We start from the raw sequence: 14,525 nt of genomic DNA, 5'->3' as shown, positions 1-14,525 counted from the left end.
GTAGCACGACACCCAGCGCTCGTTCCACTGCTCTCACCAGGGAACTGCCCGGGAGGCGGACGCACTTCAAGCACCCTTTGCCGCCGATGCCTCGCGGTGCCCTTTTGGCTCTGCGGCGGCCCCCGCTACCATCCGAGCACGCACAGCGACGAGGAGGGAGTCTTCCTGTGGGCAGGCACGGAGGCAAGCCCGATCCATCGGAGAGCGATGGCCACAAGCCCGGCCGGCCCATCCCGCCCCCCGACCCCAAGCGCCCCGAAAAGCCGAAGTGACCGGGCCCGAGGAACTCGCCCACCGCCTGCGCGCGGACGGCTACCTCACGGAGGTCTGGTACGAGCCGTTCGTCTACGTCCGGCGTGAGGACTTCATTCCCGACCGCATCTGGGTACAGGCAGACGACGGCTACCGGCGCCTTGAGCGTGATGAGAATCCCGGCCGGTGGCTCTCGCTGGTGTACGACGACGTCGCACTCGTCACCCAGGTCGAAGACGAGCACAACGGACTCGCGCTCGTACCGTCGAGCTCGTCGAGCATGCCGCGCGTCGTGGCCACCATGCTGGAGACCCTCGATGTTGCCGACGGCATGAGCGTGCTGGAAATCGGCACCGGCACCGGCTACAACGCCGCATTGCTGTCTCACCGGCTGGGCGATGCACGGGTCACCAGCATCGAGATCGACCCCGCTGTTGCCGAAACCGCCCGCGAGCGCCTCGCGAAGGCCGGCCACCACCCCAATGTCATCACCGGTGACGGCACTACCGCTGCCCCTGGCCAGCGGCCCGTGGACCGGGTCATCGTCACCTGCGCCCTGGGCAGCGTGCCGTACGCGCTGGTCAACCACACGCGGCCCGGGGGCCGGATCGTGCTGCCGTGGGGCACCGGTCTGTACAACGGTGTCCTCCTCCGCCTCGACGTGCACGCCGACGGCAGCGCCTCGGGGCCGGTCATAGGTGACTGCGCGTTCATGTGGAACCGAGCCGAAGCGGTGCACCGCGACGTCACGACCGTGATCCACCACGATGATCCGGCCGAGGTGAGCCACACCGGCCTGGACCCGCGCCGCGTGCTGGGCGACGAGAACGCCGCATTCGTCACCGGCCTGCTCGTCCCCGACTGCCGCTACAGCGTCGGGCACGGCCCGAACAACGAGTTCACCCTCTGGCTCGCCGACCACCGCACCGGTTCCTGGGCGAGCATCGACTACACCCCCGGCGCCGCCACCTACGAGACGGCCCAGTTCGGGCCCCGCCGCCTGTGGGAGGAAGCCGAGGCTGCGATGCGGTGGTGGCAGAGCGCCGGAGAGCCCGTACGGACTCGCTTCGGCATCACCATCACGTCCACCGATCAGTGGACATGGCTGGATACGCCGGACCTGCGCATGACAGCCGGATGACGGAACTGCCGACTGCCGGCCACCGGTCTGCGCGGGCAACAACCTCGGCGATTACGACCGTCGCCATGCCCCGAGCCCGCCCCGATCTCCCGCTCAGTCCTGACACCCGCACCTTCTACCGGCTACGTGACACAGCACGAGCACGAGGCGGAACTGGGGGCCGCGATGTCGGATCGATCGACCATGGGCGAGATCCCCGGGGACTCCTCACCCAGCTGATCAACCAGCGAGTGACGCCGGGGACAACCCGCGGACACACAGCGGCTCCCGCTTTTGGGCGCGCCTGCAGCCGTGGGTCTCACAGGGCGATCGGTCGATACGCGAGAGCTGTATCGACCACCTCGTCGGCCGAGAGTTCCCTTTCCGGCGGCCAGAAGATCAGGTCGCTGACGTAGCCGGTCGGGCACGCCAACGCCCGGTCCAGCATCTCCAGCCAACTGTCGGCTTCCGCCTCGGAGACGAAGTCCGCCTCCATGATCCGCTGTACCAGGGCAACCGCTGCTGTCCTGCTCATCTCCATGGCGCTCATCCCGCCTACAGGGCCCACCAGCAGTACAGGCGCCGCCCATCGCTGGCACGGTTGGCCAGGCCCGACAGCAGGACCAGCACCTCGTACGCGGTGTCGGCGGTGATTCCGTACGCCTGGAGCTCATCCGTCACAGCCCACGCGCCGCCGGCTTCGGCCAGCCGCTCGTGCGAGGCTGAGGCCAGAGCCTCCTGCAGGGTGTCGGAGAGGCTGATGATCAACGCGCTCTCGTGATCGGGCGACGAGAGAATCTGGCCGGCGCGCGGCCGTGCTGATGCTTCGTCGTAGCTGCAGCGGGTGAGGATTGCTTCGAGGGAGGCCATCGTCACGCTCGGATCAATCCCTTTGAGGGAAATCACGTCGAATCCCGAAGCGTCGGGTCCACCGATCTGATCGAGAACGCCGACAGCCGCTTCGTCATCGGGAGCCGAGAAGTAGTCACACATAGGCATGCAACGATCCTTGCACCCGGCACTGACATTGAGCCGCCAGCAGCAGTGGGTACTCCAAGCGAACCACCATGCACGACGACATCGGGCAGTACTTGCCACCACGCACAATCGCCCGACATCCGGCGGCCCTGGGGCGCCTGGAATTCAGGGCCGTCCCCGTCTCACCACATCTGGGGCTTCTCCCCACCAGGGCAGGGGCTTACCGGTGTATCTACCCGAGGGTGACCAGGGTGACGGGTGTTCGCAGCGGAAGCGGCCAACGCTTGCGGCGGTGACGTACGCAGCCGGTTCCGCGGTGGGCCTGCGCGGTAGGCACCGAGCCTCGGTCACTCAGCGCCGCGGCAGGCGGGGCGGGAGCACCCTCGCCGACCGGGTGCTCCCGCCCCGCCTGCCGCGGGCTAGGTTCTGTCTCTCCGATCACGCTGGTTGTCTCGTGGCTCCGCCACCACGATGGGCCGTGGAGGCATCGCCTCCACGGCCCCGGGGATCATCGCCGTGAGCGGTCCGGACTCGTGATCCTGAACCGGGCCATGTTCTCCGCGTTCTCTTCGGTGGCCCACCGATGGAAGCCGGCCTTCTCCAGCACGCGGACCGAGGACGGGTTGGACAGTTCCACATCGGCGGACACGGTGTGGACCTCAGGTGCAGTGAGGGCGAACTCTGCCAGGGCCTGGGTGGCCTCAGGGGCATAGCCCCGGCCGCGGCGGGAGGCCACGATGCCGTATCCGATTTCGAGAACGCCTTCGCTGGGCGGCCAGAACAGGCCGATCGAGCCCACCACCAAGCCGCTCTCGCGCTCGATGATCAAACGGTGACCATATGCGTCGAGCCAGGCGGGGTGCTGGCCGAAGAGGCCCGCGACCACGCGATCGCCTTCGGCGGGAAAGTCGCCCGCCCAGTGCGTGGGCCTGGCGTCGTCGAGGACCGCAGTGGCCTCGTTCGTGGTCCAGGGCCGCAGGATCAGGCGCTTGGTAATCACGTCGGTGTGGGCGGGTGAAGAAGAGGAAGACACGTGTCTCTCCTGGTCGTTGGAACGACCCGGGCCGCGCTCTGCTATTGCGCGGGCCGGACGAGGGCATGCTGAAGACGGCCGACGGCAGCCATATTCATCAACCTCCCTGTCCCGCTGATCACGTGTCTCTCGCGCCAGCGTGACCGTAACAACTGCTCCGCAGCCTGGGCAACTCACTGACAAGCCCGCACACGCGCGCGCCCTCGTCACAACGGCGGCCAGACGGCCTGCCGCCGGAAGGATATTCAGCTCCATGACAGCAGCGTCCAGTGACGCGGTCGAGCCTCAGTTGCCAGTCGCTCGGTGGTAGGCCTCACGGATGTCGGCCGGGACCCGCTTGGGGCCAATCCTGTCTACTGTGTAGCCCTGGGCTTGGGCCCAGCTCCGGATGGTGTCCAGGTCGGGGTCTGCCTGGGTGTTCATGCGCGGGGTCCCCCGGACTGCATAGGCGGGCAGGCGGGCTTCATTGAGGTAGGCAGGGGAGAGGGAGAGGCCGAACCGTGCCTCGACCACGGCGAGGCTGCGCCGATAGGTGATCTTGTAATGCTCATCCTCCGGCGCGCAGAACGTATACCCGTCGGGCGCGAGCACCCCTGCTGCGACGAGCTCGGCCAGCAGCAGATCCGGCTCCGCACCCCAGCGGTGCCTCTCTTCCCTAATTCCGAAACCGCACACGTACCGGCCATCGCGGGCATAGCGGACGGTGGCAGGTGGACGTTCACCCATCGGTAGGTAATGGATGACTTCCACGCCGTTACGGGAGATCTCCACCAGCAGCTCGCCGCCGGTGGAGTCGCCGTACTCCAGGGCGAACGACCAGCCAGCGCACGCCCCGACCCGCACCACGCCGTCGCCGTCCCCGTCCGGCCGGTATCCGATCATGCCGAGTTCATTGACCTCGGCGTCGGTGATCGGTTTGCTCGCCGCATCCGCAGCACCGCCCATCCGCACCGCCAGCTCCCGCGGGGAAATCCCGCGCGCGAACACGACACTGGACATCCAATCGTCCAGGTCGACCAGCCACTGAATACCGTCCTCCATGACAACACCGCCCCCTGCCCGCTCAGCCACCTGTTGCTTCCAGCCTCGACCCTAACCGCGCCCACTGACAGGCCAGTTGGTTCAAGGCGGTGCCGCTCCCAGCAAAGCAACCGTCACACTGGCGGCGGTGGCGTGCTTCCGGTCCAGCCAGGGTGCAGATACCACGTAGCCAGGGCCTGGAGACATTCTTGGAGGCGCCTGTTGGCCAAGCCGAAAGACGGGTCCTGGGAGTTGGCGGGAGCCCTCCGGCTTGTTCTTCTCAGGGAGATGGTGGAGAAAACGAGAGGATGTTGGCGGGTACGGCCGTTATCGTCAGAGCACGCCGATCTCCGGCAGCGGCATCTGGGGGTCGCCGCGCCCGGGTACGAGGGCCCACCGGCGCGGGCTGCGTGCCATGGGGAACCAGGGACCGCCCCGTCCGCGCAACCATCAGCACCGCCCAGGGCGGCAGGATGACGGAAGGTGACGGCTGTGGACGGTTCATCTGGCAGTCTGCTGTGCTTCCTCGACGTCGACGGGCCACTCAACCCCTATGCGGCCAAGCCCCACCGGCGCCCCGCCGGGTACACCACCCACCGGGTGATGCCGCCGAGCTGGGAGTTGAGGCAGACGCACAAGCCTCCCGGGCGCCGCAAGCCTTTGCGGGTATGGCTCAACCCCGACCACGGACCCGCTCTCCTGGCACTCGCCGACCGCTACACCCTCATCTGGGCAACAACCTGGAGGGATGAGGCCAACGACTTCATCAGCCCGGTGCTGGGCCTGCCCATCCTCCCGTACATCGATTTCAGCGACGCGGCGGAGGCCCGGTCACGGCCTGACGGGCTGCACTGGAAGACAGAACCTCTGGTGGCCTACGCCAACGGGAAGGCCTTCGCATGGGCGGACGACGAAATCACCAGTCAGGACCAGGCTTATGTCGCCTCCCACCACGCCGGACCCGCCCTGCTGCGCCGGGTCGACCCGCAGATCGGGCTGCTGGACGGCGACTTCGCCGCGCTCAAGGCCTTCGCGGCAGTGGCCGGCGCAGCGGCAGGGACGGGAGACCAGGAGATGCCGCCCAGTTTGACGGCCTGACGGATTCCTGAGCCGATCTTGCCTGCAGTCCGTCGGCCGACGAACCGCGGCCTTGGCAGTGAAATACGGTGGCCCCTGGAGACGGTTGCCGGGTAGCGGGGTGGGGGCGCCGCCGCTCAGCGGGCAGACGTAGCGGCGGCTGGGGGCAGCTGCTGGTGGAGGATCTGCCGCAGCCGGTCGGCGTCGCCGGGCTCGTGAAATGCCCGCTTGGGCAGGAGGGTCATGCACTTCTGGTCGGCGCTGAGCAGCACGAACAGGTTCGGTGTCTCCACGTAGCGGGAGAACATGGCCCAGGCGGTCCACTGGCGTTCGTGCTGGGTCGCGGCCGTCACTCCCCAGCCATCCACGGTGATGTAGCGCTGTCCTTGGGCCTGGCCGTGCTGGTGAGCCTGCCGGGCCCGCATGCGTGGCACGATCACCAGGAAGAACGTCAGGAGTGTGGAGCCGAACATCAGCGGGCCCAAGTCCACTTCGCTGCCCGGGTGGTCGACCCGCAGGCCCAGCGCGAGGAGCACCAGCCCCATCCCGGTAACGGCCCACTGGCTGCGCCGGCCAGCGGGAGAGGCTTTCATCAGGACGCGCATCGCCTCCTGGAACTCCGCGGCCGTCGCCTGGTAGGCCACATGGACGGGCGCGACCGTGCCCAGCTGAGCATTATCGGTACTCAAGGTTTGTCTCCTGGCTTGATGGATCGCCAGCGAGCCGAGCCGGAGCGTGCTTTCTGCCGATGTTCCGGACCATTATGCGCGGCTCTTCGGCGGCCGCGATCGCCGCGAGGCGGTCCTTGGCCTCTTCGGGGACGGACAATGGCGCCAGGCATCATCATGCTTCTTCCCGCCCCACCAGGGCCGCCGCGGCCCGTTCTGAAGCACGGCCGAGTTGCCGGGGCGGTGGGTCACTTCTTGCGGGGGACGGTGAAGTAGTACCCGTTGGAGGCCGATGAGCTGAGGTAGAGGGCCAGGACGGTGCCGTAGCGGGCCCGCGCGGTCGCCACACTCATCGGGGCTTGGGGGGTGATCGAGCAGCGCTCGTAGATTTCGTCCTTGGGCGGGAAGCACGGGAGGGGTTCCTCGACCTGGCTCGGGAGCGGATCTGGCCGGTCCCATTCGATCCGTATTACTGCGGCTTCGAGGCCAGGCCAGCTCATCAGGGAGCCGTCGGGCATCCGTCCGTGTGCACGCTGGAAGTCGAGTGCGTACCTCACGCTGCTGGCCGCGACGGGCAGGTCGGCTGCTTCGAAGCGGGTGAGGACATCAGTGATGTCCCCCCGGACACCGAAGTAAGCATCAACCTCCATGCGGCACTCGAGGACGTACGGAGACGGATTGTTCTCGAAAACCGAGCGCTTGGCAGGCCTGGCGCAGGAGTCACGGAAGCGCGTGAGCACGTGCTCCAGGCCCTCGACAGCGGTCAGGCGCGCGAGCACGGCACGCATCCCTTGCTCCTCCACTGCTCTGCGGGACGCGGCCTGCGGCGACGTGTCCTGCGTCCGCAGGTCCTTTGCTGCCGGCTCACGCGAGCACGCCGCCGTCAGCCCCACCAGAGGGAACGCCACCAGTAGCCCGCCCGCTCGGGCGCACCACCGGCAACCTTGGCGCCACCGAGCCGCGATGCTCTCCATGTCCGCACCTCCGCCCCCACCGTGAGGGAAGGCGGGGGCTCGCACATGAGTACGCATTCTCAGGTGCTGCCCGGCAGCTGGGCGGCGCTGCGGCGCAGTGTGTCGGACGGTCCAACTCCCCATCGGCTGCACGCGGACCCGGCCCAAGGCGTTGACCTCCCTTCATCCTGTCGGGTGCGGTGGTGCGGGCGACCGCAGCGAGCGAAACCAACGGACGGGGTGACCGTCGGGGCCGTCGGTGAGCCAGGAACCAACGCCCAGGGGCACCAGCTCGTACGGGTTAGACAACGATGAACATCAAGAGCGCTACATAACTGGTGCTGAGTGAACGGGACGAGCCATGGAGGCCATCGTCACGGCGGAGCAGATCCGCTCCCTGTGCAACAGTCCGGAACCAGGGCGTCATCGACTGCGGCGAGGACTTCGAGCCCGTCGCCAAAGGGGCTGTTCACGAGTGGGCCTGGGCTGGGGGAATGGAGGGCCGTGCAGATCGTTTCCCGCGAGCGTGCTGATCGCTTCCCGTGATTCAGGCGGGCGGGTGCGGCCAGGACGGTGTGGATGATGGTCCGGTGACGAGCATCAGCGATGACCACGTGAAGGTCTGCTTCCGGATGCAAATAGATGAGGACGGCTGGCCGCCGTCGAGCGTGGAGAGCCTGTGGGCGGTGGACCTTGGCGATGGCACGGTGCGGCTGGACAATACGCCTTGGTTCGTACGCGGGGTCGCCAGCGGCGACGTCATCCGTGTGGAGGCCGACGATGAAGGCGTCCGTTGGGCTGGCGAGACGGTGCGGGCGTCGGAGAACTGCACGATCCGGTTGATCGTGCTGAAGGACGGCGGCTCGGCTGCTGCCCGGCAGAGTGTGCTCGAGATCTTCCACAAGCTCGGGACGACCGGTGAGGGGATCGAGCAGTTCCGGATGGTTGCGCTGGATGTTCCGCCGGACGCGGACCTGCCGCGGATCCGCAAGCTCCTGGAGCACGGTGAGGCCAAGGGGTGGTGGCACTGGGAGGAGGGCTGCGTCACCGCAGCGTGGGAGGCCACAGCCGCTCGGTGACGTGTGGGTGCTGGCTGGTTGCGCGGGAAGTGTCTGTGTCGGCCCCCGAGGCGTGTTCACGGCCTGTGGAGGTGACGGACAGTGATGTCCGGGCGTCTCGCTCTCTGCTGTTTGACCTCGTCTTGTGACTGCGAGCTTCCGTTACTCCAGATAGAGAGCTGCCAAGCGGGGCAGTCGGCGAGTCATTTCGTCGTGGTCATCGAAATCGAAGTTCCAGGTGGGGTCCAGCTCCCGGTAGCGGATGATGGGTGGGCTCGCGGGGAGCTGATCACCGGTCGCCGAGATGTGTGTGTTCCAGGCGATACCCAGCATGTCCTCGCCCTCCAGGTCGACGCTGTCGGCTGCGGAGGCTTGAACGATGGGCAGTTCTGCCAGGGCATCGGGATCAGCGACTACGCGCTCGAAGACTTCACGGCCCTGAGCGATCAGCCAGCCGCGGAAGTAGTCGAAGCCGTCGTCAGAGCACCCGCCGTTGGCAACGTAAGCAGCGGCCCACAGAGGATTGGTGTAGGAGTCAACCATCAGGTCCCACAGCGCCTGCTCAGCTGCGAGGATCTCCTCGGCCGGCCGGGAGGCCAGCAGCGAGGCCGCCTCGCGAGCGACCGCTTCGCCGTCGTTCGGATTGGTCGCCTGATTGCGGGCCGCCTCAATGAGCTGCCAGAACTGCTGCTTGTTCATGGAGGCAGAGCCTGCCAGCTGGTACTGACATCGGGCTGGTCGCGGGAGCTTGGCCCATCAGAGCAGCCACGTTGCTCCCGTCAGCGTGTGTGGTCGCCGGGTGCATATCGGCCTCCAGGCTCCTCCTGCTTCGGTGACCAGGCGAGTGGCTGTCTTGTCGTGGTAGCCGAGGGCCTTCGCGATGACGGGGGCCGGGGTCTGGAGGACGAGTTGGCGGATCGCGGAGGTCCGGCCGCGTTGCGGTGGAACGCCGATCTCTCGCAGGTGGACTTGGAGGCTCACCGGGTTCATCGGCTGTCCGGGCTGGCGACCAGGGAAGAGCCACTGTGAGCTTCTGCTGCTGGCGTAGGGCAGGTGCTGGCAGGACTGGATGTAAGCCCGCATGAGGTCAGCGACGGGCCCTGGCAGCGGGGACGGCGGATCTCCCAATCGGACGGCGACGGTGGCCCCGCCGTCGAGGACGTCGTCGACCCTGAGGCGGACGATGCGGGTGACGGGTTGCGCGTAGAGGAGAACCAGCGCCGCGGCACCCCGGGCTCGCAGGGGCAGGGAGTCGTCGTTGAGAGCCCGCCGGAGAAGGGCGAGTGGCGGTGCTGGTGCAGCGGCGGTGCGGTGAAGCCCTGCGGGTGGAGGTCTGGCCTTCGAGGGCGAGATGGCGATCGACCGGCTGATCGCGCGGCGTGAGGTGCACCTGGAGCAGGCGGGGCAGCAGCCGGGCGGTGCCAGCGTCCCAGTAGACGGGCTCCATCACGAAGTCCTCGCGGCCGGCGCCGCGGCGGCACGGTGCGCTGCTGTGGGCCCGGGGAGAAATATTCGCGGGGACGACGCGCTCCCACCCCGCTCCTGGATAGCCTCAGACCCCCGACAGACAAGGACACTCCATGCGCCTGCGACAGACCGCAGCCCTCACCGCGGCCACCGCCCTCGCCGTCCTCATCCCCACCGCCGACGCCCACGCCGCCGCCGTCGCCTGCGGCGGCTCCGTCTCCACCCAGGGCATCGCCGCCAACGGCTGCATCAGCGCCGAGAAGTTCAAGGAAGGAAAGGTCTTCTTCCGCGACATCAAGGCCCACACCGTCATCACCAACACCCGCGCCCACGCCTCCTACGTGGAGTACGAAGCCTTCCTCCACGTCGCCGGCGACGGCGACGACTGGACCAAGATGGGCAGCGGCCGCACCCTCGTCCAGCGCCGCTCGACCGTCGGCCCCATCGAAATCGCCAGCTCCACCCGCGTCTGCTTCGTCGTCAACGCGAAGATCACGGTCCGCGTCCACGTCCGGCCGGCGGGCGGCGCCTGGAGCAACTGGTCCAGCGCCGCCACCTCCCAGTGCCAGACCTGACCTGCCGTGCCAGCGCCCGGCCCTCCACGGCGCCGCTGGGGGAGCGGGGGCGTTCGGCGTTTTCGCAGGGTTAATCCGCCGTCGTGTCGGCCAGCGCCTGAACGAGGCGCCAGACGGCTTCGATCGCGCCCCGCGCGCTCGCCGTGGTCATCCTCGGCTAGGAGGACGAGCGTGTGGTCCGCTGCCCGGTGTGCGGGACCCGCTTCGCGCTGGGGGCACGGGCACCGCCGTGACGCGGTCTTCGACCACCCCGCCTGCCGCCAGAAGGCGCACCGTGCCCGGCGCCGGGAGGCCGGCCGGGTCCGCGAAGCCGTAACGCCATCGACGGGCCTGGCAGCTCCCGTACCCCTCTCCGGAGCTCTGGCCAGCGCGGACGCCTTGGTCGGGTTGGTGACGGCCCCCAGGGGAGGCGCCTGCGCGATCAACGCCCGTGTGGCGACGCCCCGTTGGCCACGGCGCGCCCCGGCCGGGGGCGGGCGATACCCGGCATCGCCGAGTCCCCAAAAAATTGCAGCGCCTGTTCCGACCTCGTCCGACGCGCACCTGGCCGCGCGGGTCGTCCAGGCCGAGCACGTGGCCGGCGTGGTCCAGGTCCCGCTGGTCGGCCGGATCGCGGCAGGAGAACCGATGCTTGCCGAGCAAGACGTCCAGGATGTGCTCCCGATGCCAGTTGCACTGGTTGGCCACGGTGACCTGTTTGCACTGAAACTGGCCAGTGCATGATCGACGCAGGTATCCGGGACGGCGACATCGTCGTCATCAGGCGTCAACGTGCTGCCGAGCTCGGCGACATCGTGGCCGCGCTGCTGGGCACCGGGGAGGCCACGGTCAAGAAACTCCGGATCGCGGACGACGGAGTGTGGCTGATGCCCTGCAACCCGGCCTTTTCCCCCATCAGCCTCGACGACGACGGCATGATCCTCGGCCGGGTCGTCGCCGTTCTCCGGTCGCTGTAGCTCACCCGGCCGCAAGCTGCGGCGCAGAACAGTCCAAGCCAGGAACAGCCCGCAGCAGGGCGTGCCACATGCGGGTCGGACCATCCCCCCCACCGGCGTGCGGGTGTGGCCGCGCACAGGGTGACGGGCCGTACGCCACCGGCGATCGTCATCCAGGGCTCATGGAGACCACCAGCGTTGCGCTCCCGGGTCGCGCGAACTTCCGTGGAAAGAGTCCAGCAGATCTACGCAGGGCGCCAGGACACCTGGAGAGGTGTCCTGGCGCGTCACCGGCGCCGGCCCGGTCCGGTCTGTGGCGTTCGGTCAGATGAGGTTAAGGGAGTTGTAGCCCCAGCCGATCTTGACGCGGTTGTCGAAGGGGTCGCGGGAGTCGCCGTTGCCGGAGTAGCGCCACAGCGTGCCGTCGTTGCCGCGCGCGACAAGGTCGCTGCGGCCGTCGCCGTCGAGGTCACCCACCGAGAGGAGGCGGTTGTAGGTGTTCCAGCCGCCACCGATCTTGACGCGGTTGTTGAACGGGTCCTTGCGGTCGCCGTTGCCGGCGTAGAGCCACAGCACGCCGGCCCTGTCGCGGGCGACGATGTCCGTGAACCCGTCGCCGTTCAGGTCGCCCTGGCCGGCGATCTCGGTGTACTGGCCCCAGCCGCCGCCGACCTTGGTGCGGGCGGTGACCCGGCCGTCGTTGTAGCCGAGGTAGAGCCACAGCACGCCCGCCTTGTCCACGGCGAGCAGGTCCGACTCGCGGGCTCCGGCGAGGTTGCCGGGGGAGAGCACCTTGTTGTAGATCTGCCAGCCCCCGCCGATCGCCTTCGTGGACGCCGTCTGGTTGGGCTTGGCCGTGGTGTACAGAAGCTGGCCGTCCTTCAGGACACTCCAGGCACCGTCCTTCTGTCCGTCCTTGTCCTGGTCGACCTGGATGTAGTGCTTGAAGGCGCTGAAGTCGGCGGCCGTGGGCCACGACGCCTCGAAGCCACCCCGGCCGTCCGGGAAGTACCAGTTCAACCACCCGTCCCGCTCCACAGCCGCCATCGGGAAGGTGGCCGTCCGCTCCCCGCCGACCGCCGCACGCGGAGCGGCCAGCTTGCCCTTCGCGGACGGGGCACGGTGCTGCTCGGCGGCCTGGGCGCCCTTGGTGGCGTCATCGGCCGGGTTCCCGGCCGCGAACGCGTTACCGGCGGTGGCGGCCATCGCTGCGGCGATGGCGGTGGCGGCGAGCGCGCTCTTGACGGCGCGGCCACGCTGGATGAAACGCATGGTTTTTCCCCCAGGAAAAAGGTCATAGGGGCGCGATTGGTCCGGACCGTGCCATAGTTCTTCCGCACCATACACAGAGCCTTGACCGGCCTGCATGGTGGGGGCAGGGGCTCGGGTTCACGACGGCGAACGATGCCTGAAGTGATCAAGCAGGATGCGCATCGGCGCATGCATTTCCAGGGGGTGGGTTCCATGAGCAAGCGGTAGGTGGCGGTCGGCATGACGGCCGCGATCGTCCTGGCGGGGTTGACGGCCTGCTCGGCCCAGCAGGCCAAGGAGACCGCGAAGTCGGTGGCGGACACGGCCGACAAGGCCAATGGCGCGGTGATGGCCGCGCTCGCGCGGACCAGCGACACGACGGAGCGGGCCCAGTCGGCGGTCATCACGGCCACGATCACGGGGGTGGGCTAGCCGGCGCCGATGGAGGCGACCGGCACGTACACGTGGGGAACCCAGACCGCGTTCGACACGCAGATCAACACCACCAGCGCGGGCATCAAGAACCTGCGCTCGGCGCCGACCACCCGGATGCTGTTCGTGAAAGGGGCCCGCCACTACCAGATCGCCCCGCAGGACAGCGGCCAGTTCAAGGACAAGCGCTGGATGCGGGTCGACGCGAGCGCTGGCCTCGGCGAGCAGGGCGCCACAGGTGCGGAGGGACACGCCATGGCTAGCGCCGAACGATGAGGTCCCGGTGGGGGGAATGGGTTCTGTGGGCCGCTGAGGTCGACGCCCAGCAATGCTCTCTCACGAGGGTCGCGGTCCTCACGTGCGATAGGTGCGGCCGCCGCGTCGGGGCAGGGTGGCCGGGTTGTCATCGGCGGTGGCGAGTGTTTCGGCGGCCAGGTGGAGTTCGGCCCGCACGGCGGCCGACGCCAGGTCCAGCCCGAGAGCCTCGCTGCACCGGGCTAGCCACTGCGTCAGGGTGCTGCGGCTCAGGTTCAGCTCGGCGGCCGCCGGGGCGGTGCGGCCGCGGTGGGCCAGCCAGCAGCGCAACGCGATGCGCAAGGGACGGTCCAGGGGCTCCAGTAGCTGTGATGCCCAGCGGCGGGCGCGTTCGGGCCGCAGAAGCTCGGGTGGCACACACGGCTGGCTTGGCAGCCGCCGGGTAGCCGAGGGAGGTGGGTGCGAGGCGGGTGCCCGGACGGCTAGCAGGAGCAGTGCTTGGGTCCCGGGATCGTCGAGTTCCACGGCGAGGGCGGTGCTGGCATTGCGTAGACGCAGGCGCACCGTGCCTTCCGCGACCGCGAGAGCCGATGCGGCGCCGGCCGCAGAGCCAGCGCGCAGGTAGGCCTCTAGGGTTTTGCGCTGCTCGCGGGTCAGCGGGTGGAGGACTTGCGCGGACCAGACGGCCAGCCGGTCGGGCGGTATCACATGGAGCAGTTCGTAGGCGCCCAAGCCGGTGGCAGGCGCCAGGCAGCCCCCGGCCGCACTGCTGCGCGCCGTCGCGGCCTCTGCCCAGGCCGTGGGGAGCATGTCCAGCGGCACCGGCTCCGCAGTGCCGCCCGCCAGGCGGTGCTGGTCAGCGATCCGCGCCATGAGGGCGAACCGCTGGTGGGAGTCGCCGTGGCGGTCGTGCAGGGCGATGACGGTGAGTTCTGTGCCCTGCAGGCACACCAGGGTGCGGGGCGAGGCGGGGGGACCGGGAGGGTGCACGGTGCGCCACAGGTCGCGGTAGGCGGTCTCGGCGGCTTCCCCGGTAAGCCGGTAGACCGTCGCGTGGGTGAGGGCGTTGCAGCCCAGTACCTCGGCAGCGAGCCGGGCCTGGCCCGCCAGGAGCAGCGCCAGTACCGCCCGGTGCTGGCGCTGCTCAAGGCGGTGGCTCTCCTCCACCTGGCGGGTGGTTGCGCGCAGCCTTAGCAGGTCGACTGCGGTCGACTGGATCAGCGCGACGCGTTTGCGCGGGGTGGCGGAGCCGGGCTTGATGACGAGGGTGGAGTCGGTCATTTTGCGGACGATGAGGTGGCGGTAGGCCAACGGGCGCTCCGCCGCGCGGATTCCCTCCGCGGCGGCGTCGGGCGGGCTGCTGTGCACCGCGCGGCCGCCGCGGTTGACCAGGACCGCCCAGCCTTCGGCCACGGCGGCAACTTCCGCAATCAGCTGCGCATCTGAGTGGG

The 14,525-nt window shown here is 68.8% G+C and carries 16 protein-coding genes and 1 pseudogene; 7 read left to right on the top strand and 10 right to left on the bottom strand.

Translation table 11 applies throughout. The features are described 5' to 3' along the window. The first annotated feature begins 268 nt into the window (after window positions 1-268). Window positions 269-1,393, top strand: a complete 1,125-nt coding sequence (locus OG965_RS00500) for a methyltransferase domain-containing protein (protein ID WP_371647933.1) — start codon at window positions 269-271, stop codon at window positions 1,391-1,393. Between the two features lie 298 nt (window positions 1,394-1,691). Here OG965_RS00500 and OG965_RS00495 read toward each other — a convergent pair whose 3' ends face one another. The 4 genes from OG965_RS00495 to OG965_RS00480 form a co-directional block, all read right to left on the bottom strand. Continuing rightward, on the bottom strand, window positions 1,692-1,922 hold the full coding sequence (locus OG965_RS00495; RefSeq protein WP_371647931.1) for an e9imm peptide: 231 nt from the start codon (window positions 1,920-1,922) through the stop codon (window positions 1,692-1,694). A 5-nt stretch (window positions 1,923-1,927) separates the two neighbouring features. After that, window positions 1,928-2,365 carry a hypothetical protein gene (locus OG965_RS00490; protein ID WP_371647929.1) on the bottom strand — a complete coding sequence of 146 codons (438 nt, stop codon included), beginning with the start codon at window positions 2,363-2,365 and terminating at the stop codon, window positions 1,928-1,930. 493 nt (window positions 2,366-2,858) lie between these two features. Beyond that, window positions 2,859-3,383: a GNAT family N-acetyltransferase gene (locus OG965_RS00485; protein WP_371647928.1), complete on the bottom strand. Its 525-nt coding sequence runs from the start codon at window positions 3,381-3,383 to the stop codon at window positions 2,859-2,861. 285 nt (window positions 3,384-3,668) lie between these two features. Beyond that, window positions 3,669-4,424 (bottom strand): DUF6461 domain-containing protein, encoded by a 756-nt coding sequence (locus OG965_RS00480; protein WP_371647926.1) that lies wholly within the window; start codon window positions 4,422-4,424, stop codon window positions 3,669-3,671. Window positions 4,425-4,895: 471 nt separating this feature from the next. Here OG965_RS00480 and OG965_RS00475 point away from each other — a divergent pair, with 471 nt between their 5' ends. Next, complete coding sequence (locus OG965_RS00475) at window positions 4,896-5,501, top strand: hypothetical protein (RefSeq protein ID WP_371647924.1); 606 nt, start codon at window positions 4,896-4,898, stop codon at window positions 5,499-5,501. 116 nt (window positions 5,502-5,617) lie between these two features. Here the strand turns inward: OG965_RS00475 and OG965_RS00470 are convergent, their stop codons facing one another. Together OG965_RS00470 and OG965_RS00465 are read right to left on the bottom strand one after the other, a co-directional pair. After that, window positions 5,618-6,169 carry a YcxB family protein gene (locus OG965_RS00470; RefSeq protein ID WP_371647922.1) on the bottom strand — a complete coding sequence of 184 codons (552 nt, stop codon included), beginning with the start codon at window positions 6,167-6,169 and terminating at the stop codon, window positions 5,618-5,620. Window positions 6,170-6,396: 227 nt separating this feature from the next. Next, on the bottom strand, window positions 6,397-6,936 hold the full coding sequence (locus tag OG965_RS00465) for a hypothetical protein (RefSeq protein WP_371647920.1): 540 nt from the start codon (window positions 6,934-6,936) through the stop codon (window positions 6,397-6,399). A 755-nt stretch (window positions 6,937-7,691) separates the two neighbouring features. On the opposite strand from OG965_RS00465, the gene OG965_RS00460 reads away from it, so the two are divergent. Continuing rightward, window positions 7,692-8,180 carry a DUF4265 domain-containing protein gene (locus OG965_RS00460; RefSeq protein ID WP_371647918.1) on the top strand — a complete coding sequence of 163 codons (489 nt, stop codon included), beginning with the start codon at window positions 7,692-7,694 and terminating at the stop codon, window positions 8,178-8,180. 141 nt (window positions 8,181-8,321) lie between these two features. Here OG965_RS00460 and OG965_RS00455 read toward each other — a convergent pair whose 3' ends face one another. Then, window positions 8,322-8,858, bottom strand: coding sequence for a DUF4240 domain-containing protein (locus OG965_RS00455; protein ID WP_371647916.1), 537 nt, complete (start codon window positions 8,856-8,858; stop codon window positions 8,322-8,324). 691 nt (window positions 8,859-9,549) lie between these two features. After that, window positions 9,550-9,636 (bottom strand): annotated as a pseudogene (locus OG965_RS00450) (integrase/recombinase); the annotation flags it as partial. A gap of 103 nt (window positions 9,637-9,739) precedes the next feature. Here OG965_RS00450 and OG965_RS00445 point away from each other — a divergent pair. Next, complete coding sequence (locus OG965_RS00445) at window positions 9,740-10,201, top strand: hypothetical protein (RefSeq protein ID WP_371647914.1); 462 nt, start codon at window positions 9,740-9,742, stop codon at window positions 10,199-10,201. A gap of 719 nt (window positions 10,202-10,920) precedes the next feature. Next, on the top strand, window positions 10,921-11,157 hold the full coding sequence (locus tag OG965_RS00440; protein WP_371647912.1) for a LexA family protein: 237 nt from the start codon (window positions 10,921-10,923) through the stop codon (window positions 11,155-11,157). Window positions 11,158-11,460: 303 nt separating this feature from the next. Here the strand turns inward: OG965_RS00440 and OG965_RS00435 are convergent, their stop codons facing one another. Further along, entirely contained in the window at window positions 11,461-12,408 is a 948-nt protein-coding gene (locus tag OG965_RS00435; protein WP_371647910.1) for an FG-GAP repeat domain-containing protein, read from the bottom strand. A 219-nt stretch (window positions 12,409-12,627) separates the two neighbouring features. Between OG965_RS00435 and OG965_RS00430 the strand changes: the two genes are divergently transcribed. Both OG965_RS00430 and OG965_RS00425 read left to right on the top strand, forming a co-directional pair. Next, window positions 12,628-12,819, top strand: coding sequence for a hypothetical protein (locus tag OG965_RS00430; RefSeq protein WP_371647908.1), 192 nt, complete (start codon window positions 12,628-12,630; stop codon window positions 12,817-12,819). A 9-nt stretch (window positions 12,820-12,828) separates the two neighbouring features. Further along, window positions 12,829-13,095, top strand: a complete 267-nt coding sequence (locus tag OG965_RS00425) for a hypothetical protein (RefSeq protein WP_371647906.1) — start codon at window positions 12,829-12,831, stop codon at window positions 13,093-13,095. A 78-nt stretch (window positions 13,096-13,173) separates the two neighbouring features. Here the strand turns inward: OG965_RS00425 and OG965_RS00420 are convergent, their stop codons facing one another. After that, window positions 13,174-14,487: a helix-turn-helix domain-containing protein gene (locus OG965_RS00420; protein ID WP_371647904.1), complete on the bottom strand. Its 1,314-nt coding sequence runs from the start codon at window positions 14,485-14,487 to the stop codon at window positions 13,174-13,176. Window positions 14,488-14,525 lie beyond the last annotated feature (38 nt).

Origin of the sequence: Streptomyces sp. NBC_00224, from assembly GCF_041435195.1 — a bacterium.
GTDB lineage: Bacteria > Actinomycetota > Actinomycetes > Streptomycetales > Streptomycetaceae > Streptomyces.
Note: the sequence above shows the minus strand (reverse complement) of the source record. Positions and strands in the feature narration are given on the sequence as shown.